The organism is Pseudomonas sp. NPDC096925 (assembly GCF_044762545.1).
Classification (GTDB): domain Bacteria; phylum Pseudomonadota; class Gammaproteobacteria; order Pseudomonadales; family Pseudomonadaceae; genus Aquipseudomonas.
In genome coordinates this window covers 244,240-267,257 of record NZ_JBIWEM010000007.1, presented here as the reverse complement: position 1 = coordinate 267,257, position 23,018 = coordinate 244,240, and the positions used below count along the sequence as shown (strand labels likewise).

Genomic DNA, 23,018 nt, shown 5'->3' with positions numbered 1-23,018 from the left:
AGGCGGCACCGCCGAACGAGAACAACAACAATGCATGCGCACCATTCCCACCCTGCGTCATCCCGCTCCGCCTTGCGAACCTTCTGTGTCTCCGGCCTGGGGACGGCGCTGGAGTTCTACGACTTCATCATCTACGGCACTGCCGCTGCACTGGTGTTTCCCCAGGTGTTCTTCCCGCACATGGACCACCTGACCGCCACGCTGGTGGCCTTCAGCGCCTTCGGTGCGGGCTTTCTTGCCCGACCGTTGGGAGGGCTGGTGTTTGGCCACTTCGGTGACCGCATCGGCCGACAGAAGGTCCTGGTCGCGACCTTGCTGCTGATGGGCATGAGTACCTTCCTCATCGGCTGCCTGCCCGGCCATGCCAGCGTCGGCGTGGTCGCGCCGATCCTGCTGGTGCTGCTGCGCCTGGTCCAGGGTTTTGCGGCAGGCGGGGAGTGGGGGGGCGCCGCGCTGTTCGGCATCGAGTCTGCGCCACCGGGGCGGCGCGGGTTGTGGGGCAGCTTCACCAGCATGGGGATCGGCGTGGGGGGCATCCTCGGTGCTGGAGTGTTCGCCATCGTCAGCGCGGCCTTCGACGACAACCTGGTCGATTTCGCCTGGCGCATCCCGTTCTGGCTGGGTGGCACCTTGGTACTGATCGGCCTGTACGCGCGCCTGAGGGCGCCGGCAGCGGCCACTGCGTCACTGACCAAGCCCGTGCGTGCGCCGTTGGCCGAGGCCCTGCGCCAACGTCCGCGGCAGCTGTTGTTGTGCACCGGGATCGCCTTCGGTTACTGCACCATCGCCTATATCGGCAGCACCTTCTTCCTGACGTACGCCACGCAGGTGGGTTTCGGCAGTACCGAGGCGCTGATGTTCGACCTGACGCTGTCGGTCGCCATCGTGCTGTCGGCACCGTTGTTCGGCTACCTGTCGGACCACCTGGGGCGGCGCACGGTGATGAGCTTCGGCGCAGCGGCCATGGCCCTGGGGCTGTTCGTGTTCTTTTCCCTGGTGGGCATGAAGAGCTTCGCCATCGCCTTGTGCGCCTACAGCCTGACCGGCCTGCTGATGGGCGCGACCCAAGGGCCCATCCCGGCCTTCCTCGGCGAGCAGTTCCCGCGCAGCATGCGCTATTCGGGCATCTCGGCCAGCTATCAGGTCGGCGCCGCGCTGGGTGGCGGCACCGCCTCGAGCGTTGCCACGGCAATCCTGATCCTCACCGACCATGACCCGCTGGGCGTGGCGCTGTATGGCGCGGGGGCACTGGCACTGGTCGCGGTGTGCTCGCTGATGTTGCGCGAGACATCGCGCTTGAGCCTGGCGCAGATCGATGAGGAGGCGCCGGGGCATCAGGCGTCAGCGGCTTTGGGCACTCATTGACGGTACCTGTGCTGCCTGGCAGCACCCGGGCCGAGTTGCGGGCGCTGGCAGGCTGAAGGCGACAGATGGGTCGTTGGCTGCGCCTGGCGATCGGAATGGGGCTGTTTTTGGCCCGACTGATGGCACTTCAGACACGGCCCGCCGCAAAAGGAGAACTGCAAAATAGCGGAGTAGAGCATTCAAAGTCGCTTGTGAAGTTTGGATCCAGTTGCCGTGAAAACTTTCCATTCGGTCAAACTATAACAACTTAGCAAACTAACTAACTTGACTAAGTGTACCGCCTGTCGGTCGTTTTGCCTGAGAAATGAACGATTTGGGCGAGGCTGACTCCTATTTGCCAGCAGGTGCTTTCAACAAGATCGCACCTGGTGCCTTTCCCCCAGAACTTATGGACGTTCAACCTCATCGGCATCGCAGGGATGCTCATGGGGCTTTTTTTTTCGAACCAGTGGAGCAATGCCATGCCCAACCGAGGCTCTTCGGGTGAGCCACCGTGTGTATTAAAAACGATCTGCTATTTCAACTAACGATTTGAATTTGGTCTTGCCGCTGCGATTAAACCGTTCGCGCGCCTATTGCAAGGTCATCTAGCGCTAACGCATTACGTGGAGAAAACGTCGTGGAGATTAATACAATTATTAGCCTGTTCGGGCAGAAAGAATCCATGGAGCTGGTGCGGTTGTCGGTGATTTACGTTCATTTACTGGCCTGTTGCATTGCCATCGGCCTGGTATTCGCCAGTGACGCCGAGATGGTCAGGAACTTGTTGAAAGGCCATAAAGGGGCCGGGCATGACAGTCAGCATATGACGCGCTTGCAGAAGTCCGTGGCCAATGCCCTGATATTCCTGTGGCTCACGGGCGCCGCAGTGATTGGAATTGACTACCTTGATAAAGGTATGAACTATTTTGCCAATCCCAAACTTCACGCGAAAATCATTATCGTCATGTTGTTGACCTTTAACGGCATGTTGTTGCATCGCTATGTTTTGCCTGCCCTGCTCAAAGCGGGAAACTTGCTCGACCTGAATTTCGGCGTGCGGATGTTCGCGCTGTTCTCCGGCGCACTGTCGGGTGTGTCCTGGCTGTATGCGGCGATGCTGGGCGTCGGTCGCCCACTGGCCTGGAAATACTCGCTGACCGAGTTGCTGCTGGCCTATCCGGTGATGATCCTGCTCGGCTTTGCCATGATGGCTGCCCTGACCCAGTGGGCACGCAACCGCAGCCAGGCCGAACCGGTTCAAGCGCCTGTGTGGCGACTGGCTGGCATTCCTACCTGATTGCCTGAGTAACGCTTCAAATACGCCGTGAACCGGGAAACCTGGTTCGCGGCGAGCTCGTTTCATGCGCCGAGGCTGGGCGGGAAACTTCAGGATCTCGACATGGCCATACAAGACAGGCCAATGGCGTTGAATTTGAACGTCGCTGCGTGGTGGAGGCTCATAATGCAAAGGACACCTTGAGGGCCCCATCATGAGCATTGACCGCAGCATCCCCGAGCTCGAGGCCTGGTACGCCCAGTACGACGACATCAGTTACCGCCGTGAGTCGCCGGATGCCTACCACCATGAACTGCTGCGCACCGCCGAGGCCCTGCGCGACGATGGGGCCATCGATTGGGACGACTGGCTCGCACTCAAGGCATTGGCCGATGACGCCCATGTACGTGCTCTGGAAGATGCCGTGCAGGCCCACGTCAGCGACCCCGACGCATGAAAGCGCTGAGGATTGCCACGTTCAACATCAACGGCATTCGTAGCCGACTGCCGGCACTGCTGGCCTGGCTGGAGCGGGAGACGCTTGCCTCCTTGCGCAGGATTGGGTGACTGGGGGCAGCATTGCCGGCGAAGCAGGCAACGCCGCTCGATGGTTGAGCCTCAGCCGTCAGACTGTTTCTCCGGCGGCACCTGGCCTTCGGGCCAGTCGGGTGCTTCCTGCTCCTGTTCTGGTTCAGGTACAGGTTCGCCCGGGTTGTGCGGTATGTCGTCCACGTAAGGGTCAGGGTTGTCGGGTTCGATCATGGTTTGGTCCCTCGCCGTTGGGCTCTCGGGTTTGTGAGCGGGCGTCAGCCCGACTCCACAGCAGCATTTTTCTTCCAGCCCCGCAGGTTCATGGCGCACAGGCAACCCTGCAGGAGGATCAGCGCCCAGGCTTGCGCCTGCCACCCCCAGATGGCCCACAGCACATTGCTGGCGATGAAGCAGCAGAAACCCAGCTTGCGCCGGCCAGGGCGCCGCGAACCGATGCACCAGGCGGCAAGCACCGTCAGGGCCATGGCCGGCCAGTCAAGCAAGTCGATCCAGTCCTCCATCACGCGGCACGCTGTTCGCCCTTGAGCAGCTTTTTCTGCGCCTCCATGGCCTGTCCGAGCTTGTCCAGTTCCTGTTTGCCCAGTAGTTTGCGGGCGGTCGGGAACAGCTCGCTTTCTTCTTCCTCGATATGGTGTTCCAGCAGTTCCTTCATGACCTTGACCCGCCCGGCGAACTCGACGGTGCCGGTCTCGGTCTGCAGCAGGTCCGGCAGCACCAGCGAGTCGACGGTGCGGTGCTCCTCCTTGGCTTCGTAATACATTTTCGCTTCTTCCTTGCCGCCGGCCTGCTTGATGGCCGGGTACAAGATTTCTTCTTCCAGCGCGGTATGGATGGTCACTTCCTGCTTGATGCGTTCGAGCAGCTCGGCGCGCTTCTTCACCGCTCGCTCGGTGGTGGAGGAGAGTTCCTCCAGCAGCTTTTTCACCAGCTCATGATCCTGGATCAGCAGTTCGATAGCGTTCATGAAACACCTCTTCAGGGTTGGAAAAATCACGATTGCCTTCGATGGAGTAAGGCGCGTGCGACAAGGTTCAAAGCGGATGATCAACGTACCGGGCCGCAGCTGCCTTGTACCCGGCAGGTAGGGTCATTCCTGCGGGATGATCGAGATCTTGCCATTGCGCTCGACGATGGCGAACTTGATCTGCCCGACGCTTTCGATACCCTGGCTGTCCCGGGCTGATTCGAGAATGTCGTCTTCGGTCAGCCGTGCCCGCCGCATTCGGTGGTGGAGAAAGCGCCCCTGATCCACGACCAGTGTCGCGTGGCCATCGACCAGCCGGGCCAGGCGCCTGGAGTTGAGCTTGGCCAGTGACAGGCCGACATCCAGAACGATCAGCGTGGCGATCACCAGCATGGCGTTGGTGAATGAGAAGTCCTCGCCCAGCAAGGCCTGCTGGGTCGCCTCTCCAATGATCAGCAGCAGGACGAAGTCGAAGGTGGTCAGGTCGGCCAGCGAGCGCCTGCCAGCCACGCGAAACAGCAGCATCAGCGCGATATACATGCCTGCCGCACGGAGAATGGAGTCCATGTCGCGCTCCTAGGGGTAGAGAAAGGTCGAGAAATGCACTGTGCTGCTCGGGCCAGCCCTGACAACACCTTCGAGCGTGCCGACGTATTCGCTGCGCAGGGTCAGATAAAGAGTGGCGATCCCTTCTTTGCTGGTACCAAGCTGGAGCAGGAGCGACCGGCCTTGGGAACGCGATGCTTGCGGTTGTGGCTGCAGCGTTTCGATGCTGGCTTCGCGCAGCAGGGTGCCCCCGAGCAACAACATCACAGGCTCCCCTGCGGTGCCGCGAACCGTGATACGCAGTTTATCGGTGGTGCCGCTGCGGCTGAGACGCTGATAGTCCACCTGTACCCGGCCGTCTTCACTCGAGACCTGTGCGTTACTGAGCGGGCCGTTGCCGAACAACCCGGCCAGGGCCAGCAGCACGATCAGCACCAGGGCATACCATCCGACCCGTTCGAAACGCCACACCCGCTGCTGCATCCGCATGTCTTCCTCGACGGGATGGCGCCTTGAAACCAGCTCCTCTTCGTCCATGCTCGCAGCCCCCTCAGGCGCGCTCACCGCGCAGCCAGCGTTGGTGGTAATGGGCCAGGTGCGACAACCCGTAGAGTGCACCCTGGCGCATGACCTCCGCGCGCTCGCCAAAAAAGCGCTGGCTGCGAGTGAACACGGCCAGCGGCTCGCCGGCAAATGCCCAGGCGAAGCACACGGTGCCTGGGGCGATGGCATCCTGCGGCTCCGGCCCGGCGACACCCGTGCTGGCGATGGCGACGGTGGCGTCGCTGTCTTTCAAGGCGCCAAGCGCCATCTCCCAGGCTACGGCCTCGCTGGTCAGACCGTAGCGTTCGATAGTCTGGGGATTGACGCCGAGCAGGCGTTTCTTGGCACTGGGCGAGTACACCACGTAGCCGCTTTCCAGCACCTCGCCGGTACCGGGTACTGCCGCCAGCAGCGCAACCATGGCGCCGGCCGTGCAGGATTCTGCGGTGGTCAGCAGCAGCTTGTGGGCCTTGAGGTAATCGAGGGCCTCGCGTACAGGGTCGGTTGCCATGGCCGGTCACTCGTGCGTTGTTTTCTGGTGGACGTGTTTCTTGCGGGGTTGGTTCATTGCTTGTGAGCCATTCATCGATGTCAGGTAAAGCTCCCTGAACTTTGTTGCGACTGCTGGCTTCCTCTTGGTAGGAGGACGCGCGAGCCGCGTACTGCTGCCGGATCAAACAGAGGAGAGGGGATCATGACCGAGCCTGTGGCGTATTTCTGGATCGCCGTTGCGGCGATCATTCTGTTGGTCGATCTGTGGGCCATCGTCAGTGTTTTTCGCAGCGACAAGTCCGAGGTGACGAAGGCGATGTGGGCGCTGCTGCTGTTGGCGCTGCCTGTTGTCGGCCTGGCCATCTGGGGTGTGCTCGGGCCGCGTGGAATCAAACGCGGCACAGGGCCATCTTCGCCTGAACACAGCAAGGGATAGGAGGGGAGATGAAGAAAGAAGCGATGACAACTCGCAGCGCAAACGTTAAGTCGGCCTGGGCAGTTGCGCGGTCGTTGCAGTACTTTCGCTTGTTTCGCGGGCACGCAAAGGACTGATCAGAAGCCAGCTTCGCCGCCTGCTGCTGGGACCGCAATTAGCCTACGACCGTTGAAAATTCCTAAAGTTTCAATTTAAAAACAGCAGCTTAGAAAATTTTCTCAAGCCGTGTTACTCGTCGGATTTTCATTGTAAGCCCCCTTCCAGAGCCTCAGGATCGCCTCGGTATCCCTTTGAGGCTTTCACAAATGAAGTACTCCTCGATTCTCTTGTTGTCACTTGGCCTGCTTAGCGGTGTTGCTTCGGCAGGCGGTAATACCGAAGCAGGTATAGGTGGCGCATTGGGTGGAGTATTGGGCTCGGTAGTCGGCCAGTCGATCGGCGGCAGCACCGGCTCGGCAATCGGCGCAGGCCTGGGTGGCGCGGCCGGTAGTGCGGTGGGCGCCAACAAACACAGCCGTGGCGAGGCGGCCATTGGCGGCGCCTTGGGTGCAGCTGGCGGTAATGTGGTAGGTCGCAAGATGGGCGGCACTACGGGCAGCATGATCGGCGCAGCGGCCGGTGGCGGTGTGGGTGGTGCCTTGGGCAACCACATGGGCCGGGACTACGATGATGAAAGTGGGCATCGCTACCGTGATTATGACGACGATGATGACGATCGGGGCTGGCGTCGCCACCGTCACGACCGTGGCCATCACTATGGCTGGCGCAAACACCGCCACGACGACTGACCCTGGCGTTACAGGCCCATCGAAAGGGCTGGCCGCAGGAGCTGCGGCCAGCCAGACCAATACCAGCAGCGCCAAGGTGGTGGCTTGAAACCAGCGAACGGCGTACCAGGTTCGGGTAATGTGATTCAAGCGCAGCGCGCCAGTCCTCGGCAAAGCGGGGGCTAGCGCGGAGCAACCACGGTGGTGTGCCGTGGCAAGGCGATTGAAATCAGGGCAGCCAGCACAACGAAGGCCGTGGAGATCCACAGGCAGGCTTGCAGCCCGTAAGCCTGGAATACCCAACCGGAAAGCAGCGTACCGACCAGCCGCCCTAGCGCGTTGGACATGTAATAGAAGCCCACATCCAGCGATACCCCGTCTTCCTTGGCATAACTGACGATCAGGTAGCTGTGCAGCGACGAGTTCACGGCGAACAGCACGCCGAACAGCATCAGCCCGCCAAGCACCACCACCTGAGCCGACCAGCCTGCCGACAGGCCCAGGGCGATGAGCGCAGGCAGCCCGGCAAGGGCGATCGCCCAGATGAAAGCCGCCCGACCGTCGGGCACATGGCCGCGCTTCTTGCCAGTGATGTGGGGGGCAAACGACTGAACGATGCCGTAGCCGATTACCCATGCAGCCATGAAGCCGCCGACCAGCCAGAAGTCCCAGCCAAAAGCCGTGCTCAGGTACACCGGCAATGCCACGACGAACCAGACGTCACGGGCGCCAAAGAGAAACAGCCGTGCGGCCGAGAGGATGTTGATGGCCCGGCTCTTGGACAGCACGTCGCGGAACTTTGGTTTGGCCTTGGCTTTGCCCAGGTCCTTCTTCAGCAGGATCAGGCTGCCGACCCAGATCAATGCCAGTACCGCAGCCATGGCCAGCACCGCCAAGGTAAAACCGAGCAGGGCGAGCAGGGCGCCGCCAAGGAAGAAACCCACGCCTTTGAGCGCGTTTTTCGAGCCCGTCAGGATGGCCACCCACTTGTAGAGGGTGCCTTGCTGGCTGTCCGGCACCAGAAGCTTGATGGAGCTCTTGGCACTCATCTTGTTCAGGTCCTTGGCGATGCCGGACAACGCCTGGGCGGCCATCACCCAGGGTACTGTCAGCCAGGCTGACGGTACCGTAAGCATCAGCAACGCCAGCACCTGCATGCCCAGGCCGATGTTCATGGTGCGGTTGAGCCCCAGGCGGGCGCCAAGGTAGCCGCCCACCAGGTTGGTGATCACGCCGAACACTTCATAGAACAGGAACAGCGCCGCGATCTGCAGCGGCGTGTAGCCCAACGAATGGAAGTGCAGTACCACCAGCATGCGCAACGCGCCGTCGGTGAGTGTGAAGGCCCAGTAGTTGCCGGTAACCAGCAGGTACTGACGCACTTGAGCAGGCAGGGCTGACAACGCCATCATGTTTGCCGTCTACTCCGCCAGGCCGACCATTCGGGCCAGCTCCGCTGCACGGTTGGCGTAGCCCCACTCGTTGTCGTACCAGGCGTAGATCTTCACCTGGGTGCCATTGACTACCAGGGTCGATAGCGCATCGATGATCGAGGACCGCGGGTCTGTGCGGTAGTCGATGGACACCAGTGGTCGCGCTTCGTAGCCCAGAATGCCTTTCAACGGGCCTTCGGCAGCCGCCTTCAGCAACGCGTTGACCTCTTCAGCCGTGGTCTCACGCGCCACTTCGAACACGCAGTCGGTCAGCGAGGCGTTGGCCAGCGGTACACGCACGGCGTGACCATTCAGCTTGCCGCGCAGCTCAGGGAATATCTCGGCGATTGCGGTAGCCGAGCCCGTTGTGGTCGGGATCAGGCTCATGCCTGAGGCACGGGCGCGACGCAGGTCCTTGTGCGGCGTATCGAGGATGCTCTGGGTATTGGTCAGGTCGTGGATGGTGGTGATCGAGCCGTGGCGGATACCCAGGTTCTCGTGAATCACCTTGACCACCGGGGCCAGGCAGTTGGTGGTGCAGGACGCGGCGGTGACGATACGGTGTAGCGCCGGATCGAACAGGTGCTGGTTGACCCCCATCACCACGTTCAGCGCGCCTTTCTCCTTCACCGGAGCGCAGACCACCACGCGTTTGACGCCCTGATCCAGGTAGGCCTGGAGCACGGCTACCGACTTCATCTTGCCGCTGGCCTCGATGACCAGGTCGCAGCCCGACCAATCGGTGTCGGTGATCGCCTTGTTCGCAGTGACCTTGATGCGCTTGCCGTCGATCACCAGCGCGTCGCCTTGTGCCCCGGCTTCACGATGCCAGCGCCCGTGGACCGAGTCGAAGTTGATCAGGTGGGCGTGGGTCTCGGCGTCGCCGGCCGGGTCATTGATCTGGACGAATTCGAATTCCGGCCAATCCCAGGACGCCCGCAGCGCCAGGCGACCGATACGGCCAAATCCGTTGATGCCTACTTTGATTGCCATGTTCCTGTTCTCGAGTTGGGACTTCAGATGGATCGTTGATTGACACGCCTGGACAGTTCTTCGGCCGACTCCTTGCGCTCGGAGTAGCGGTCGACGAGGTAGTCGGCGCGGTCGCGCAACAGCAGGGTGAACTTCACCAGTTCTTCCATGACATCGACGACACGGTCGTAGTAGGGGGACGGTTTCATGCGGCCCGCTTCGTCGAACTCCAGGTAGGCCTTGGGCACTGACGACTGGTTAGGGATGGTGAACATGCGCATCCAGCGGCCCAGCACGCGCAGCTGGTTGACCACGTTGAACGACTGCGAACCGCCGCACACCTGCATGACCGCGAGGGTCTTGCCCTGGGTCGGGCGCACAGCGCCCATGCTCAGGGGGATCCAGTCGATCTGCGACTTGAACACACCGGTCATCGCGCCGTGGCGTTCCGGCGAGCACCAGACCATGCCTTCCGACCACAGCACCAGGTCGCGCAGCTCCTTGACCATGGGGTGGTCTTCGGGGGCGTCATCCGCCAATGGCAGGCCGGACGGGTTGAAGATTCGCGTCTCGGCACCGAAGTGCTCCAGCAGGCGGGCCGCTTCCTCCGTCAGCAGGCGGCTGAAGGAGCGTTCGCGGGTCGATCCGTACAGCAGCAGGATGCGCGGCTTGTGGTTGGACTGCCGGGCGATCGCCAGTTTCTCGGCGGATGGCAGGTCGATCAGTTCACTGTCGATGTTGGGGATAACATGTTCGCTCATGGTTCTACTCCTGGGACAAGGCACCGGACGCCTGATCGAACCAGCGGCGCTTGAGCCACCAGGCCACGCCAACCAGCGAGATCAGTACCGGCACTTCCACCAAAGGCCCGATGACGGTGGCAAAGGCGACCGGCGAAGCAAGGCCGAAGGTGGCGATGGCCACGGCAATGGCCAGTTCGAAATTGTTGCTTGCCGCGGTAAAGGCCAGCGCAGTGGTGCGGGGGTAGTCGGCTGCCAGCAGCTTGCCCATCCAGAAGCTGATGAAGAACATCACCACGAAATAGATGGTCAGTGGGATGGCGATGCGCAGCACATCCAGCGGCAGTTGCAGGACCATGTCGCCTTTCAGGCTGAACATGGCCACGATGGTCAGCAGCAACGCCACGAGCGTCAGCGGGCTGATCTTCGGAATGAACTGCTCCTGGTACCAGGTTGCGCCCTTACTGCTGATCAGGATCTTCCGGGTCAGGAAGCCGGCCAGGAACGGGATACCCAGGTAGATCAGCACCGATTGGGCGATATCGAGGAAGCTGGTCTCGATGACGCTGCCCTCCAGGCCGAACAGCGGGGGCAGCAGCCCCAGGAAAATCCAGGCGTACACACTGAAGAACACAATCTGGAAAATGCTGTTGAAGGCAACCAGGCCGGCCACGTACTGGTTGTTGCCGCCGGCGATCTGGTTCCACACCAGCACCATGGCGATGCAACGTGCCAGGCCGATGAGGATAAGGCCGGTCATGTACTCGGGCCTGTCGGAAAGAAAAACGACCGCCAGCCCGAACATCAGCACCGGGCCGATCACCCAGTTCTGAATCAGCGACAGGGCGAGGATGCGTTTGTCCTTGAAGACCTGCGGCAACTCCTCGTATTTCACCTTTGCCAATGGCGGGTACATCATCACGATCAGGCCGATCGCGATGGGGATGTTCGTCGAGCCCAGCGACAAGCTGTTCAGCCAAACCGGCAACCCTTGGAACAGGCTGCCCAGGGCGATGCCAAGGCCCATGGCCAAAAAGATCCAGACCGTCAGGTAGCGGTCGAGGAAGGAAAGTCGGCTTTTGCTCATGGTGTATCTCCCTGAACGTCAGAGCGTTCCGATACGTGCCAGCTCGCCTTGAGCTGGGTGGCATCCAGTTGTTCGAAAGGCAATGTGAAAAATGCCGTGTTTTTCTCGGCAGTGGTCAGCAGCAGGTAGCGACGCGCTGAGGGCGGTCACCCATGCTGTCCAGTCGTTTGGCGCTGGTGTTCAACCAGTCGCGATTGGCCTCCAGCGTTGTTACCAGGACATCGCGTACCCAGGTGGGCAGTTCTGGATGCAGGCGGTAGTAGACCCACTGGCCTTGGCGGCGGTCTTCAAGCAGGCCGCAGGTACGCAGTTGTGCCAGGTGGCGGGAGACCTTGGGTTGGCTTTCTTCCAGGGCGCAAATCAGTTCACAGACGCATAGCTCTTGCTCGCGAGCGATCAGCAGCATCATCCGAATGCGGTTCTCATCGGCGAGGCATTTGAAGACCTGGGTCGGGGTCAGCGAGTCAGTCATGGCGGTTCTCGGTGTTTGCTCTTCATGCTTGAAATATATGGTTTTTCAAATATACGAATTTTCGCATGTATTGCAAGGCCTGCCAGATTGATTCCTGCAGACGAAAAGAAGGCCTTGCAGGAGATCGGCCAGCTTGTGGGCTGCGCTGACGCTTGGCGAACTGAATTCGCAAGCAGTCCGCGTACCCTGTGGGAGCGGCTTTAGCCGCGAAGAATCCAACGCGGTGGATGGCACCGGCTGCGCCGGTGTTCGCGGCTAAAGCCGCTCCCACAGGGTCCCTGCCAATTCAATGAGTCATGTGCGGTTCCATGAGGGCGGGCCAGTCCGTTCCACCGTAGCGTCCTGTCGATCAAGGCTTGAGCGCCCACGCTGTGCAAATACGGTTAACATGCTCCAGGCCTGCCCCCATCGTTGAAGAGAGTTGTATGGAGTTACGTCAGCTTCGCTATTTCCTGAGTGTTCTGGAGTACGGCAGTCTTGGCAGGGCGGCGGTCGAGCTCGGGGTCGGCGCCTCCGCACTGAGCCAGCAACTGTCGAAGCTGGAGAGCGAGGTGAGTACCCGGCTTTTGACACGTTCGAGCACCGGCGTCTCGCCGACGGCGGCGGGCCTGGCCTTTGAATACCATGCGCGCCTGGCGCTTCGTCAGGCGGAGCATGCTGTGCTGGCAGCACAGAGCGGCCGCATGAGCGGCTACGCCAGCGTGGGGTTGGCACCGACCACCGCATCGATTCTTGGCCTGGCGTTGATCGACAGGATGCGCGAACGCTATCCGGACATCCGCCTGCACCTGGTGGAAATGCTGTCTGGCTATCTGATGAACCAACTCAATGCCAGGCACCTTGACCTGGCGGTGCTGTTCCAGGCAGAGACGGGGCCGCGGCTGGATGTCCGGGCGCTTCTGACGGAGCGGCTGTTCGTGCTGGTTCCCGCCCCGCTGGTCAAGGCCGAGTGGGGCGAGTCGCTTACATTGCAACAGATTGCGACGCTCCCCTTGGTGATGCCCAGCACCCAGCATGGTCTGCGTACGACATTGCGCTCGATTTTCGAACGGGCCGGGCTGGAGGCCAGCATCGTCATGGAAGTCGATGGTCTGTCGCTGTTGATGGATTGTGTCTGTGCGGGCCATGCCGCCACCATCCAGCCCGGCGCCACGGTGGCCCGGGCGCATCAGGCGGGCTTGCGCGTGTTTGCCATCGATGAAGCACAGGCGCAGCGTCGCAATGTGATTGTCAGCCTGACCGATGACGAGCTCTCGCCGGCCGCGTTGGCGACACGGATCGTACTGCAGGAGGTCGCTCGGGATCTGGTGGAGCAGGGCCGATGGCCTGGGGCCCGGTTGCTATGACCCAGACTGTGGGTTCATTCATCCAACCCCTTTAGAAAAACTGAATGCCTCCCCCCGACGATCGCGTTTCGCACCCTCCGGGCACTCATTAAAGTCCGTGGCCACGAGGAGCACCCGAACATTCGGCTCTTCGTGACCTGGAGGCGAAATGATCGATGTGCTAGTCATCGGAGGGGGCAATGCCGCCCTCTGTGCCGCGCTGATGGCGCGAGAGGCCGGAGCCAGCGTGCTGCTGCTCGAGGCCGCGCCCCGCGCCTGGCGTGGTGGTAATTCACAACACACACGTAACCTGCGCTGCATGCATGATGGCCCGCAGGACGTGCTGGTCGAGGCTTACCCGGAGGAAGAGTTCTGGCAGGACCTGCTGAAGGTCACCGGTGGCCAGACTGACGAAAAGCTCGCGCGTCTGGTGATTCGCGCGTCCTCCAGCTGCCGCGGGTGGATGCGCCGCCATGGTGTGCATTTCCAGCCCTCGTTGTCGGGTGCGCTGCACACCGCACGGACCAATGCCTTCTTCATGGGCGGCGGCAAGGCGCTGGTCAATGCCTACTTTCGCAGCGCCGAAAACCTCGGGGTGCAGATACGCTACGACACGCCTGTAGCCGACATCGAACTGCAGGACGGACGCTTCGTTGCGGCCCATGTGCCGGCGCGTGAGGTTCAGGGGCGGCAACTGCCCGCCGAGCGCATTGAGGCACGCACCTGCGTGCTTGCCGCCGGCGGTTTCGAGTCCAACCGCCAGTGGCTGCGCGAGGCCTGGGGGCAGAACGCGCGAGGGGAGTGGCCTTCAGACAATTTCCTGATCCGCGGTACGCGTTTCAATGACGGGGTCTTGTTGCGCCGCATGATCGAACAGGGTGCCGACACGATTGGCGACCCGACCCAGGCGCACATGGTGGCGATCGATGCTCGCGCTCCGCTGTACGACGGCGGCATCTGCACGCGCATCGATTGTGTGTCGCTGGGCGTGGTGGTCAACCGCGACGGCCAGCGCTTCTATGACGAAGGCGAGGACTTCTGGCCCAAGCGCTATGCCATCTGGGGGCGTCTCGTGGCCCATCAGCCCGGGCAGGTGGGGTTCTCGATCATCGACCAGAAAGCGCTCGGTCGCTTCATGCCGCCGGTTTTCCCCGGTGCCACCGCCGACAGCCTGGAGGCGCTGGCCGGCCTGCTCGGTTTGCCTGTGCAGGCCTTCCTCGAAACCGTACATGCCTACAACCAGGCCTGCCAGGTGGGCACTTTCGACCACACCCGGCTGGATGACTGTCACACCGTGGGCCTGGAGCCGGTGAAAAGCCACTGGGCGCGCCCGATCGATACACCGCCTTACTACGGTTACCCACTGCGTCCTGGCGTGACTTTCACCTATCTGGGGTTGCGCACCGATGAAACTGCCGCGGTCCATTTCGACAGACGTCCCAGTCCGAACCTGTTCGTTGCCGGCGAGATGATGGCGGGCAACGTACTGGGCAAGGGCTACACCGCAGGTGTCGGCATGTCCATCGGCACCGCCTTCGGCCGTATCGCCGGGACCAGCGCCGCTGCGGCGGCAGGTTACGAACATCCAGAAAAAGAGAATCGCCATGACCGTGCAACTGCCTGAACCACGCCAGCCTGATGCCGCCCGGCCGGCCCTCGCACTGATCCCGGTGTTGAACCTGGAGGAGCGGGAAGTGGACCGGCAAATGCGGATCTGCAACGCCTGCCGATACTGCGAAGGCTTCTGCGCAGTATTCCCGGCCATGACCCGCAGGCTGGAGTTCGGCAAGGCCGACATCCATTACCTGGCCAACCTGTGCCACAACTGCGGCGCTTGCCTGCACGCCTGCCAGTACGCCCAACCCCACGAGTTTGCCGTCAACGTGCCCCAGGCAATGGCCAAGGTGCGCGGGCAGACTTACGCCGAGTACGCCTGGCCGGCCCTCTTCGGACGGCTGTATCGGCACAACGGCACCTATGTCGCCACTGCATTGGCCGTCGCCTTGTCGCTGTTCTTGCTGCTGACCTTGTACGTCAACGGCACGCTGCTGCCCGGGCGGTTGGCGGGGAACTTCTATGCGGTCTTCCCGCACAACGCTCTGGCGCTGATGTTCGGTAGTGTCTTTGCCGCTGCAGGTGTGGCCCTGGCGGTGGCGGTACGACGTTTCTGGCGCTCGGTCTCGCCTGCCGAGGCGCTGGCGCAACCGGCCAAAGGGGCAGTGTTCGAGGCATCAAGCGCAGCGTTGACCCTGAAATACCTGGACGGCGGACACGGCCAAGGTTGCAACAATGCCGATGATCGCTACACGCTCTGGCGCCGGCGCTTCCATCACTTCACCTTCTACGGCTTCATGTTGTGCTTTGCCGCCACGGTGGTCGCCACCGGGTATCACTACCTGCTGGGCCAGCAGGCGCCGTACCCGCTGCTGAGTGCACCGGTGTTGCTCGGAACACTCGGCGGCATTGGCTTGATCGTCGGGCCGGCCGGGCTGTTGGCGCTGAACCTGCGCAGGGCGCCGGAGCAGGGCGATGTTGCCCAGCGGCCCATGGACCGGGCGTTCATCTTGCTTCTGCTGCTGGTCAGCGCCACGGGCCTTGCGTTGCTGGGCCTGCGTGATACCGCAGCGATGGCGATCCTGCTGGCGATCCATTTGGGCACTGTGATGGCGCTATTCGTCACGCTGCCCTATGGCAAGTTCGCTCATGGCCTGTTCCGCAGCGCGGCACTGCTGAAGTTCGCGATCGAGAAACGCCGGCCCAACGCCCTGGGGCTGGGAGGAGAGTGAACCATGGACGCCGCCGGTTTTTCCCCTGTGCCGCGCCGCGCGAAACGCAAGGCGTTTCGCTTATCGGTTGGGCCACTTGTCCAGCAGGATCGACACGAACTTCTCCGCTGCTGGCGACAGCGACGCCCCGCGGCGATAGACCAACCCCAGGGTGCGGGTGACCTGGGGTTCGATCAGCGGCACGCTGACCAGCGTCGGGTGGTCGGCGTTGGGCATGGCCAGGCTGGGCATGGCCGACACGCCCAGCCCGGCCTCGACCATGCCCAGCGAGGTGGACAGGTGCTGAACCTCATAGAACCACTTGGGCCGCAGATTGAGCCCGGACAGGGCATGGTCCAGCAGCATCCGGTTGCCGCTCAGTCGGCCTACGCCGATCAGGCGGTAGTCGGCCAGTTCTGTCCAGGTGACGGCTTCGCGGTTCGCCAGCTTGTGGTCCCTGCGGCAGGCCAGCACGAAATGCTCCTGTACCAGGGAGACGAATTCGATGTCCGGGTGCTGGCCGCTCATCATGTTGATGCCGAAATCGGCCTCACCCCGCAGCACGGCTTCGAGCCCGTCGTTGGCGCTGAGGTCCAGCAGACGAATGCGGATCTTCGGGTATTGCTCGTTGTAGTCGCGGATCACCGACGGCAGGAAATAGAACGCCGCGGTCGGGATGCAGGCGAGGGTGACCTGGCCGGTCTGTCGTTCGGCGAGTTCGCGAATGCTCAGGATCGAGTCCTCGAAGTCATCCAGCAGGCGCCTGGCCTTGGGCAGGAAGTCACGCCCGACGCTGGTCAGGCTGACGCGACGGGTGGTGCGTTCCAGCAACGACGTGCCCAAGCCTTCCTCGAGCTTCTTGATCCGTCGGCTCAAGGCAGGCTGGGACAGGTGCAGCGCTTCTGCGGCTTCGTGGAAGCTACCGAGTTCGGCGATTTTCACGAAAGATCGTATGTCTTGCAGCTCATATTCCATCTCGGTTCGCTCTTGGCATTGGGCTCTTTATTGATGCTCAAATCGGAATAATGACTACGATATTTGCATTGGATTGATTTATCCATCCCTGTCAATCTTTTGTCCACAGCATCAATGATGTCCATTGATCAACAAGAGTGCGAAATCATGCAACGAATTCCTTGCGTACTCATGCGCGGTGGCACCTCCAAGGGCCCCTTTTTCCATGCATGGGACCTTCCTGCCAATGTGGTCGAACGCGACGAATTGCTGATCAACCTGATGGGTTCCGGGCATGAACTGGAAATCGACGGTATCGGTGGCGGTAGCCCGCAAACCAGCAAGGTAGCGATTGTCAGCCCCTCGCTGCATGCCGACGCCGATGTCGACTACCTGTTCGTGCAGGTCATGGTCGCCCAGCGCCGGGTCGATACCGCGCCCAACTGCGGCAACATGCTGTGCGCCGTTGGCCCGTTCGCCATCGAACAAGGCCTGGTCAAAGGCCAGGACGGCAAGACACTGGTGCGTATTCGCAACCTCAACACCGGTACTTTCGTCAATTCGCTGGTGGAAACCCCCGGCGGCATCGTGCGCTACGAAGGCCGTACGGCGATCGATGGCGTACCGGGCACTGCCGCCCCGGTGCACCTGACCTTCCTCGATGCGGTCGGCAGCAAGACCGGCAAGCTGTTCCCGACTGGCAAGGCCAAGGATGTGATCGATGGCGTATCGGTCACCTGCATCGACATGGCCATGCCGATGATGGTGATTGAAGCCAGCCAGCTGGGTGTCACCGGCTCGGAAACCCCGGCCGAACTCGACGCCAACGTCGGTCTGCTCGAGCGCCTCGAGGCGTTGCGCCTGAAGGCCGGCAAGGCCATGGGCCTGGGCGATGTCAGCGGTATGGTCATCCCGAAGCCGGTGCTGGTGTCCAAGCCCCGCTATGACGGCACGTTGCAGGTTCGCTACTTCATGCCGCACAACTGCCACCGCGCCCTGGCCATCACCGGCGCGATAGGGTTGGCGACTGCCTGCGTCAGCCCCGGTACGGTCATCGGCGAACTGCTGGGCGAGGGCGCCGAGCAACTGGCCGAGGTACGCCTGGAACACCCAAGTGGCGGTATCGATGTCGCGCTGTCACGCAGCGGTGCCGATGGCAAGACGATTCAGGCCTCGGTGGTGCGAACTGCCCGGCGGCTGTTCTCAGGCTTCGTTTACGCCCCTACATTCCGCAGGTTGGCGGGGTAAGCCCAGGCGGTAGCCCAGACCTGTACATTCGCAACAAGCGCATCCGCACAATTTGAACAATGGGTGATGCCTCATGAGACTTGCCAAATCGCTGTACTTCCAGATCCTCTGCGCCGTCCTGCTGGGCGTGGTGGTCGGTCACTTCTGGGCGCAACAGGCCGTTGCGCTCAAGCCTCTGGGTGATGCGTTCATCAAGCTGATCAAGATGATGATCGCGCCCGTGGTCTTCTGCACCATCGTCACCGGTATCGCCGGCATGACCGACAAGCGCTCCCTGGGGCGTTTGATGAGCAAGACCTTGCTGCTGTTCCTGGTACTGACCGTCGTCAGCCTCATGATCGGCCTGGCAGCGGTATACCTGTTCCGCCCGGGCGTCGGCATGAACATCGACCCGGCCACGCTCAGCACCGAGGGGCTCGGCCAGTACGCCGCTTCTGCGGCGAAGCTCAGCGTGGTCGACTTCTTCATGCACATCATTCCCGACACGTTCATCGGGGCGTTCAGCAAGGGTGAAGTGTTGCCGGTGCTGTTCATCGCGGTGCTCAGCGGTTTTGCCCTGTCGTCCATGGGCGAGAAGGGCAAGCCGGTACTCGATGTGCTGGAGTCCGCCTCGACCATGGTGTTCCGCATTTTCGGCTACCTGATGCGCTTCGCCCCGGTCGGTGCCTTCGGTGCGCTGGCCTTCACCGTCGGGCAGTACGGCGTGACGTCCCTGGGCGCACTGGCCAAGCTGGTCGGTACGCTCTACATCGCCTGTGCGTTTTTCGTGCTCGTGGTGCTTGGCGGCATCTGCCGTGCCCATGGCTTCAGCCTGTGGAAGCTGCTGCGCTATTTCCGCGAGGAGTTCCTGGTGGTGCTCGGCACATCGTCCACCGAGCCTGTACTGCCACGCATGCTGGAAAAACTGGAAAAGCTGGGCTGCAAGAAAGGTGTGGTCGGGCTGGTGCTGCCAACCGGCTACTCCTTCAACCTCGACGGTACTGCCATCTACCTGTCGCTGGCGGCGGTGTTCATCGCCCAAGCCTGCAACATTGATCTGAGCCTCGGCCAGACGGTGACGATGCTGGCGATCATGCTGTTGTCGTCAAAAGGCGCCGCGGGTGTGACCGGTAGCGGTTTCGTTGCGCTGGCCTCGACCTTGACCGTCATTCACGACATCCCGCTTGCAGGGCTTGCCTTGCTGATCGGCATCGATCGCTTCATGTCCGAGGCGCGTGCCCTGACCAGCCTGGCCAGCAACGCCGTGGCCACCGTGGTCATCTCACTGTCTGAGAATGCCTGTGAACGGGAAACCTTGCTGCGCCGCCTGAACGGCACCCCGGCTGCACCGGACGTGGCGGACACTGTGCCGGCCGACTGGTCTGCCGAGCCTAGGCATCACGGCTGAAAGCCTCTTCTACCTCCCATTGTTGACTTAGAATCCCACTCAGCATCCCAGCGATGTCGAGTGGGGTAGGGGGCCGTCTGCCTTGGCGATGGCCGCAATAGAATAAAAACAAGAGATAAGACCATGCTCGCACTCCTGGGCCTGATCACGGTGGTGACCTTCACCTACCTGATCATGAGCAAACGCCTGTCACCGATCGTTGCGCTTACCGTAGTACCCGTTGTCTTTGCAGTGATCGGTGGCTTCGCCCCCGAACTGGGCAAGATGATGCTCGATGGCTTGAAAATGGTGGCGCCTTCGGCGGCCCTGTTGCTGTTCGCCATCCTGTTCTTCGGCCTGATGATCGATGCCGGCCTGTTCGACCCGTTGATCCGCAAGATCCTCAAGCGCGTCAATGGTGACCCGATCAAGATCGCCATCGGTACTGCGCTGCTGTCCCTGCTGGTGGCGCTCGATGGTGACGGCACCACCACCTACATGATTACCTGCGCGGCCATGCTGCCACTGTACAAGCGCATCGGCATGAACCCGATGATACTGGCAACGGTGTCCATGCTGTCGCTGAGCATCATGAGTGGCATGAGCCCCTGGGGTGGGCCGGCCACCCGGGCCATTGCCGCGCTCGGGCTGGATGCGACCGAGTATTTCATTCCGATGCTGCCGACCGTGATCGGCGGTGCGGCCTGGGTGGTGTTCACCGCCTACCTGCTGGGCCGCGCCGAGCGCCGACGCATCGGCAACATCGCCCTGGAGTCCGGTGGCGGCAACTGCTACATCAAGGAAATCCTCGGTGATAACCCGCACAAGCGCCCACGGCTGGCGTATGTGAACCTGGTGCTGGTGATTGCCGTGATGACGGCTCTGGTGATGGGTGTCATGCACGCGGCACTGTTGTTCATGATCGGTTTCGTCGCGGCGCTGATGATCAACTACCCGCAGCTGGATCTGCAGAAGGAGCGCATCCTCGCCCATTCGGGCAACGCCATGACCGTGGTGCTGCTGGTGTTCGCCGCAGGCATCTTCGCGGGGATCTTCTCTGGCACCAAGATGGTCGATGCCTTGGCGCAGACCCTGGTCGACTGGATTCCCGACGCGTGGAGCCACTGGTTCCCGCTGGTGGTGGCGCTGACCAGCATGCCGCTGACCTTCGTGCTGTCCAACGACGCCTATTACTTTGGCGTGGTGCCGATCCTTGCCAACGCCGCGGCCGCCTATGGCATCGACCCGGTTGAAATCGCCCGCGCCTCGGTGCTGGGGCAGCCGGTGCACCTGATGAGCCCGTTGGTGGCCTCGACCTTGCTGCTGGTGGGCATGGTCGATCGTGACATCGGCGACTTCCAGAAGGCCACCGTGAAATGGGCGGTGCTGACATCGCTGGTCATCACCGCGCTGGCCTTGGTCACGGGGGCCTTGTCCTTCTTCGTCTGATCTGTATGGGGCGCCGCTGGCGCCCACCTCATCCAAGAACAACAACAGAGTACCGAACATGTCCCGAACTGTTTTCCGTGGGGCCACCTGTGGCCTGCTCTGCGGCTGGCTGCCTGTGGCCGGCGCTGCCGGATTCATCGACGACGGCAAGCTCAAATTGCAGCTGCGCAACGTTTACTTCAACGAAAACTTCCGCGACGAACAAGGCATGAGCGCCCGCGCTGCTGCAACTGCCAAGAGTGAGCGGGTGGAGTGGGCACAGGGCTTTTTGCTGGACTACCAATCGGGGTTCACTCAAGGCCCGCTGGGCCTGGGGCTCGATGCCCTGGGGCTTGTAGGCGTACGGCTTGATTCGGGCCGCGGCCGCAGCGGTACCGGCTTGCTGCCGGTGCATGACGATGGCCGTGCGGCTGACGAGTTCGCCAGTGCCGGGGTGACGGCCAAGGCGCGACTGGGGCAGACCGTGGTCAAGCATGGCACCTTGCTGCCCAAGACGCCGGTGCTGGTCTACAACGATGCGCGGTTGTTGCCGCAGACCTACCAAGGCACGCAGCTGACCAGTACCGATGTCGATGGCCTGACCTTGACTGCCGGCCACCTGGACCGCTTCAAGCAGCGGGATTCCTCCGACAGCACGGGCCTGTTCCTGGATGGCTACAGCGGCGGGGAGTCTGGCGACTTCAACTTTGCCGGTGCCGACTATGCCGTCAGCAAGCAGCTGCGCTTGAGCTACTTCCACGGCCAGCTCGAACACTTCTACCGCCAGGACTATGTCGGCCTGGTCCATGACCTGCCGTTGGCCGGCGGGGTGTTCACCACCGACCTGCGCTATTTCAAGAGCCGCGACAGCGGAGCCGCTCACGGTGGCGAGATCGACAATGACATGTTCAGCGGGCAGCTGTCCTACACACACACCGGGCACACGGTCGGTGCCGGTTACCAGGTGCTCGACGGCGAGGCCGGGCTGCCGTACATCAGCGGTGCGACGGTCTACTCGTTCAGCAACGTGGGTATCGGCAAATTCATCGAGGAGGAAGAGAAAACCTGGATGGCGAGCTATGCCTACAACTTTGCAGCAGCCGGTGTCCCCGGGCTCACGTTCATGGCGCGCTACCTGAGCGGCGACAACGGTCGCTCCGCTGATGCCGGGCTAAGCGAGTGGGAGCGTGACGTGGAGCTTGCCTACGTGGTGCAGTCCGGGCCGGTGAAAGGGTTGGGCGTGAAACTTCGCAACTATGTCTACCGTTCTGACTTTTCCCGAGGTCGCGACAGCAACCGGATCTACCTGACCTACGATATAGCGGTTTGGTAATGCGGCGGCGCGAGCATGCGCTCTTGGAGCGCTTGCTCGCCAGGTGCAGGCAGAAGAACGAATCACGCTCCGGACGGCTGTGGCGCTTTCTTGCCTAACCGGATCAGCTCGTTGGAGAAACACAGTCCGCTGAGAATCAACCCGGCCCCAAGGTACAAGGTGTCTCGAGGTACCTCATTGAGGATCATGAACGCCAGCAGCGCGGCAAACAGCGGTTCAGTCAGTTCCAGTGCCTGGACCTGCGATGGCTTCAGGTACTCGATGGCCTTGGTGGTACAGAAGAAGCCGAGGATGGTCGGCAACGCAGCCAGAGCCAGCAGCGCCATGACCGCCGCCAACGAAAGCTCTCCGATGATGAACCCATCGGTCGCAGCTGGCATCAGCAGGTAAAGACTGCCGAAAAACAACAGTTGGCGAGTGAAATGCAGCCCCCCGGAAACGCCCATGCGCTTCATGGCAACCGAAAATGCGCCATAACCGCAGCCTCCGATCGAAGCGAGCACTGCGCCTTGCAGCGTGAAGCCTTGTTCCAGATCGGCTCCGAAAATCACGGCTATACCGGCTATCGTCAATCCGGCGCCTACCGTCGCGTTGGCGGTGATTGGGTCCTTGAGGACTATCCGTCCCAGCAGTATCGAAGAAATGGAGGCACTCGCCATCAGGATCACCACGACACCTGCCGCGGCGTAATGGCTATAGGCTGAGGTTTCAAAGTGGAACAGCACGAAAATGCCGAGAAAGGCGCAAACAGCGGCAGGGAGCCACTTGGCCGTATGCAGGGGCCGCTTGAGAAACATGAGCAAGGCTGACAGCAGCAGGCAGCCAAGTACGGTTTTTATCAGGGCGATGCTGCTGGAGCTGAATCCACTGTTCATCAACACCTTGCTGAGTACGCCGATCGTTGCATTCAGTGCTGCGGCGCAGAGTGCAAAGAGGACGCCTTTGCCGAAATGAGATTGCATCAATACGTTC

Annotated in this window: 25 protein-coding genes and 1 pseudogene; 13 read left to right on the top strand and 13 right to left on the bottom strand. The window is 61.8% G+C overall.

What is annotated here, in order from left to right; translation table 11 throughout:
- Positions 1–30 precede the first annotated feature (30 nt).
- The 4 genes and pseudogenes from ACIQYU_RS20180 to ACIQYU_RS20165 form a co-directional block, all read left to right on the top strand.
- Positions 31–1,365: an MFS transporter gene (locus ACIQYU_RS20180; protein ID WP_343583997.1), complete on the top strand. Its 1,335-nt coding sequence runs from the start codon at positions 31–33 to the stop codon at positions 1,363–1,365.
- A 664-nt stretch (positions 1,366–2,029) separates the two neighbouring features.
- On the top strand, positions 2,030–2,644 hold the full coding sequence (locus tag ACIQYU_RS20175) for a hypothetical protein (RefSeq protein ID WP_343584054.1): 615 nt from the start codon (positions 2,030–2,032) through the stop codon (positions 2,642–2,644).
- A 193-nt stretch (positions 2,645–2,837) separates the two neighbouring features.
- Positions 2,838–3,080 carry a hypothetical protein gene (locus ACIQYU_RS20170; RefSeq protein WP_207830286.1) on the top strand — a complete coding sequence of 81 codons (243 nt, stop codon included), beginning with the start codon at positions 2,838–2,840 and terminating at the stop codon, positions 3,078–3,080.
- A pseudogene (locus ACIQYU_RS20165) lies at positions 3,077–3,160 on the top strand (exodeoxyribonuclease III); the annotation flags it as partial. The gene ACIQYU_RS20170 and the pseudogene ACIQYU_RS20165, both read left to right, overlap by 4 nt.
- 81 nt (positions 3,161–3,241) lie before the next feature.
- Here ACIQYU_RS20165 and ACIQYU_RS20160 read toward each other — a convergent pair.
- The 6 genes from ACIQYU_RS20160 to ACIQYU_RS20135 all read right to left on the bottom strand — a co-directional run bounded on the left by ACIQYU_RS20160 (position 3,242) and on the right by ACIQYU_RS20135 (position 5,739).
- Positions 3,242–3,385, bottom strand: a complete 144-nt coding sequence (locus ACIQYU_RS20160) for a hypothetical protein (protein ID WP_402801762.1) — start codon at positions 3,383–3,385, stop codon at positions 3,242–3,244.
- A 44-nt stretch (positions 3,386–3,429) separates the two neighbouring features.
- Entirely contained in the window at positions 3,430–3,675 is a 246-nt protein-coding gene (locus ACIQYU_RS20155) for a hypothetical protein (RefSeq protein ID WP_207830282.1), read from the bottom strand.
- Positions 3,675–4,139 carry a hemerythrin domain-containing protein gene (locus tag ACIQYU_RS20150; protein ID WP_063913538.1) on the bottom strand — a complete coding sequence of 155 codons (465 nt, stop codon included), beginning with the start codon at positions 4,137–4,139 and terminating at the stop codon, positions 3,675–3,677. The genes ACIQYU_RS20155 and ACIQYU_RS20150 overlap by 1 nt, the downstream gene beginning before the upstream one ends.
- A 123-nt stretch (positions 4,140–4,262) precedes the next feature.
- Positions 4,263–4,706, bottom strand: coding sequence for a DUF421 domain-containing protein (locus tag ACIQYU_RS20145; RefSeq protein ID WP_087500755.1), 444 nt, complete (start codon positions 4,704–4,706; stop codon positions 4,263–4,265).
- Positions 4,707–4,715: 9 nt separating this feature from the next.
- Positions 4,716–5,222 (bottom strand): hypothetical protein, encoded by a 507-nt coding sequence (locus ACIQYU_RS20140; RefSeq protein WP_402801756.1) that lies wholly within the window; start codon positions 5,220–5,222, stop codon positions 4,716–4,718.
- 13 nt (positions 5,223–5,235) lie between these two features.
- Positions 5,236–5,739: a CinA family protein gene (locus tag ACIQYU_RS20135; protein WP_207830278.1), complete on the bottom strand. Its 504-nt coding sequence runs from the start codon at positions 5,737–5,739 to the stop codon at positions 5,236–5,238.
- A 183-nt stretch (positions 5,740–5,922) separates the two neighbouring features.
- Here ACIQYU_RS20135 and ACIQYU_RS20130 point away from each other — a divergent pair, with 183 nt between their 5' ends.
- Positions 5,923–6,156: a PLDc N-terminal domain-containing protein gene (locus tag ACIQYU_RS20130; protein WP_233687492.1), complete on the top strand. Its 234-nt coding sequence runs from the start codon at positions 5,923–5,925 to the stop codon at positions 6,154–6,156.
- A 305-nt stretch (positions 6,157–6,461) separates the two neighbouring features.
- The gene (locus ACIQYU_RS20125; protein ID WP_207830274.1) at positions 6,462–6,944 is read left to right on the top strand and encodes a glycine zipper domain-containing protein; all 483 of its coding nucleotides are present in this window, start codon (positions 6,462–6,464) and stop codon (positions 6,942–6,944) included.
- Between the two features lie 161 nt (positions 6,945–7,105).
- Here the strand turns inward: ACIQYU_RS20125 and arsJ are convergent, their stop codons facing one another.
- The 5 genes from arsJ to ACIQYU_RS20100 form a co-directional block, all read right to left on the bottom strand.
- Positions 7,106–8,335, bottom strand: a complete 1,230-nt coding sequence (gene arsJ / locus ACIQYU_RS20120) for an organoarsenical effux MFS transporter ArsJ (RefSeq protein ID WP_233687491.1) — start codon at positions 8,333–8,335, stop codon at positions 7,106–7,108.
- A 9-nt stretch (positions 8,336–8,344) separates the two neighbouring features.
- Complete coding sequence (locus tag ACIQYU_RS20115) at positions 8,345–9,349, bottom strand: ArsJ-associated glyceraldehyde-3-phosphate dehydrogenase (RefSeq protein WP_207830269.1); 1,005 nt, start codon at positions 9,347–9,349, stop codon at positions 8,345–8,347.
- 23 nt (positions 9,350–9,372) lie between these two features.
- Positions 9,373–10,089: an arsenical resistance protein ArsH gene (gene arsH / locus ACIQYU_RS20110; RefSeq protein WP_343584013.1), complete on the bottom strand. Its 717-nt coding sequence runs from the start codon at positions 10,087–10,089 to the stop codon at positions 9,373–9,375.
- Positions 10,090–10,093: 4 nt separating this feature from the next.
- Complete coding sequence (arsB, locus tag ACIQYU_RS20105) at positions 10,094–11,155, bottom strand: ACR3 family arsenite efflux transporter (RefSeq protein WP_207830262.1); 1,062 nt, start codon at positions 11,153–11,155, stop codon at positions 10,094–10,096.
- A 115-nt stretch (positions 11,156–11,270) separates the two neighbouring features.
- Positions 11,271–11,627 carry a metalloregulator ArsR/SmtB family transcription factor gene (locus ACIQYU_RS20100; RefSeq protein WP_063913529.1) on the bottom strand — a complete coding sequence of 119 codons (357 nt, stop codon included), beginning with the start codon at positions 11,625–11,627 and terminating at the stop codon, positions 11,271–11,273.
- A 425-nt stretch (positions 11,628–12,052) separates the two neighbouring features.
- On the opposite strand from ACIQYU_RS20100, the gene ACIQYU_RS20095 reads away from it, so the two are divergent.
- From ACIQYU_RS20095 to tcuB, 3 genes are all read left to right on the top strand, one after another.
- Positions 12,053–12,973: a LysR family transcriptional regulator gene (locus ACIQYU_RS20095; RefSeq protein ID WP_233687488.1), complete on the top strand. Its 921-nt coding sequence runs from the start codon at positions 12,053–12,055 to the stop codon at positions 12,971–12,973.
- A gap of 148 nt (positions 12,974–13,121) precedes the next feature.
- Positions 13,122–14,576, top strand: coding sequence for an FAD-dependent tricarballylate dehydrogenase TcuA (tcuA, locus tag ACIQYU_RS20090; RefSeq protein ID WP_207830259.1), 1,455 nt, complete (start codon positions 13,122–13,124; stop codon positions 14,574–14,576).
- Positions 14,557–15,738 (top strand): tricarballylate utilization 4Fe-4S protein TcuB, encoded by a 1,182-nt coding sequence (gene tcuB, locus ACIQYU_RS20085; RefSeq protein ID WP_063913526.1) that lies wholly within the window; start codon positions 14,557–14,559, stop codon positions 15,736–15,738. The genes tcuA and tcuB overlap by 20 nt, the downstream gene beginning before the upstream one ends.
- Before the next feature lie 60 nt (positions 15,739–15,798).
- Here tcuB and ACIQYU_RS20080 read toward each other — a convergent pair whose 3' ends face one another.
- Positions 15,799–16,692, bottom strand: a complete 894-nt coding sequence (locus tag ACIQYU_RS20080) for a LysR family transcriptional regulator (protein WP_016714082.1) — start codon at positions 16,690–16,692, stop codon at positions 15,799–15,801.
- A gap of 147 nt (positions 16,693–16,839) precedes the next feature.
- Between ACIQYU_RS20080 and ACIQYU_RS20075 the strand changes: the two genes are divergently transcribed.
- The 4 genes from ACIQYU_RS20075 to ACIQYU_RS20060 all read left to right on the top strand — a co-directional run bounded on the left by ACIQYU_RS20075 (position 16,840) and on the right by ACIQYU_RS20060 (position 22,046).
- Positions 16,840–17,919: a 4-oxalomesaconate tautomerase gene (locus tag ACIQYU_RS20075; RefSeq protein WP_082888347.1), complete on the top strand. Its 1,080-nt coding sequence runs from the start codon at positions 16,840–16,842 to the stop codon at positions 17,917–17,919.
- A 73-nt stretch (positions 17,920–17,992) separates the two neighbouring features.
- Entirely contained in the window at positions 17,993–19,306 is a 1,314-nt protein-coding gene (gene dctA, locus ACIQYU_RS20070) for a C4-dicarboxylate transporter DctA (protein ID WP_207830256.1), read from the top strand.
- 123 nt (positions 19,307–19,429) lie between these two features.
- Positions 19,430–20,734, top strand: a complete 1,305-nt coding sequence (locus ACIQYU_RS20065; protein WP_402801740.1) for a CitMHS family transporter — start codon at positions 19,430–19,432, stop codon at positions 20,732–20,734.
- Between the two features lie 58 nt (positions 20,735–20,792).
- The gene (locus ACIQYU_RS20060) at positions 20,793–22,046 is read left to right on the top strand and encodes an OprD family porin (RefSeq protein ID WP_207830254.1); all 1,254 of its coding nucleotides are present in this window, start codon (positions 20,793–20,795) and stop codon (positions 22,044–22,046) included.
- Positions 22,047–22,108: 62 nt separating this feature from the next.
- Here ACIQYU_RS20060 and ACIQYU_RS20055 read toward each other — a convergent pair whose 3' ends face one another.
- On the bottom strand, positions 22,109–23,008 hold the full coding sequence (locus tag ACIQYU_RS20055) for a DMT family transporter (RefSeq protein ID WP_233687484.1): 900 nt from the start codon (positions 23,006–23,008) through the stop codon (positions 22,109–22,111).
- Positions 23,009–23,018 lie beyond the last annotated feature (10 nt).

Coding starts and splice junctions, on each gene's coding strand:
- tcuB (WP_063913526.1), top strand. CDS start 14,557: ATGACCGTGCAACTGCCTGAACCACGCCAGCCTGATGCCGCCCGGCCG.
- ACIQYU_RS20175 (WP_343584054.1), top strand. CDS start 2,030: ATGGAGCTGGTGCGGTTGTCGGTGATTTACGTTCATTTACTGGCCTGT.
- ACIQYU_RS20160 (WP_402801762.1), bottom strand. CDS start 3,385: ATGATCGAACCCGACAACCCTGACCCTTACGTGGACGACATACCGCAC.
- ACIQYU_RS20135 (WP_207830278.1), bottom strand. CDS start 5,739: ATGGCAACCGACCCTGTACGCGAGGCCCTCGATTACCTCAAGGCCCAC.
- ACIQYU_RS20095 (WP_233687488.1), top strand. CDS start 12,053: ATGGAGTTACGTCAGCTTCGCTATTTCCTGAGTGTTCTGGAGTACGGC.
- dctA (WP_207830256.1), top strand. CDS start 17,993: ATGAGACTTGCCAAATCGCTGTACTTCCAGATCCTCTGCGCCGTCCTG.
- ACIQYU_RS20150 (WP_063913538.1), bottom strand. CDS start 4,139: ATGAACGCTATCGAACTGCTGATCCAGGATCATGAGCTGGTGAAAAAG.
- ACIQYU_RS20170 (WP_207830286.1), top strand. CDS start 2,838: ATGAGCATTGACCGCAGCATCCCCGAGCTCGAGGCCTGGTACGCCCAG.
- ACIQYU_RS20100 (WP_063913529.1), bottom strand. CDS start 11,627: ATGACTGACTCGCTGACCCCGACCCAGGTCTTCAAATGCCTCGCCGAT.
- ACIQYU_RS20180 (WP_343583997.1), top strand. CDS start 31: ATGCATGCGCACCATTCCCACCCTGCGTCATCCCGCTCCGCCTTGCGA.
- arsH (WP_343584013.1), bottom strand. CDS start 10,089: ATGAGCGAACATGTTATCCCCAACATCGACAGTGAACTGATCGACCTG.
- arsB (WP_207830262.1), bottom strand. CDS start 11,155: ATGAGCAAAAGCCGACTTTCCTTCCTCGACCGCTACCTGACGGTCTGG.
- ACIQYU_RS20130 (WP_233687492.1), top strand. CDS start 5,923: ATGACCGAGCCTGTGGCGTATTTCTGGATCGCCGTTGCGGCGATCATT.
- ACIQYU_RS20125 (WP_207830274.1), top strand. CDS start 6,462: ATGAAGTACTCCTCGATTCTCTTGTTGTCACTTGGCCTGCTTAGCGGT.
- ACIQYU_RS20060 (WP_207830254.1), top strand. CDS start 20,793: ATGTCCCGAACTGTTTTCCGTGGGGCCACCTGTGGCCTGCTCTGCGGC.
- ACIQYU_RS20140 (WP_402801756.1), bottom strand. CDS start 5,222: ATGGACGAAGAGGAGCTGGTTTCAAGGCGCCATCCCGTCGAGGAAGAC.
- tcuA (WP_207830259.1), top strand. CDS start 13,122: ATGATCGATGTGCTAGTCATCGGAGGGGGCAATGCCGCCCTCTGTGCC.
- ACIQYU_RS20145 (WP_087500755.1), bottom strand. CDS start 4,706: ATGGACTCCATTCTCCGTGCGGCAGGCATGTATATCGCGCTGATGCTG.
- ACIQYU_RS20065 (WP_402801740.1), top strand. CDS start 19,430: ATGCTCGCACTCCTGGGCCTGATCACGGTGGTGACCTTCACCTACCTG.
- ACIQYU_RS20075 (WP_082888347.1), top strand. CDS start 16,840: ATGCAACGAATTCCTTGCGTACTCATGCGCGGTGGCACCTCCAAGGGC.
- ACIQYU_RS20080 (WP_016714082.1), bottom strand. CDS start 16,692: ATGGAATATGAGCTGCAAGACATACGATCTTTCGTGAAAATCGCCGAA.
- ACIQYU_RS20055 (WP_233687484.1), bottom strand. CDS start 23,008: ATGCAATCTCATTTCGGCAAAGGCGTCCTCTTTGCACTCTGCGCCGCA.
- arsJ (WP_233687491.1), bottom strand. CDS start 8,335: ATGATGGCGTTGTCAGCCCTGCCTGCTCAAGTGCGTCAGTACCTGCTG.
- ACIQYU_RS20155 (WP_207830282.1), bottom strand. CDS start 3,675: ATGGAGGACTGGATCGACTTGCTTGACTGGCCGGCCATGGCCCTGACG.
- ACIQYU_RS20115 (WP_207830269.1), bottom strand. CDS start 9,349: ATGGCAATCAAAGTAGGCATCAACGGATTTGGCCGTATCGGTCGCCTG.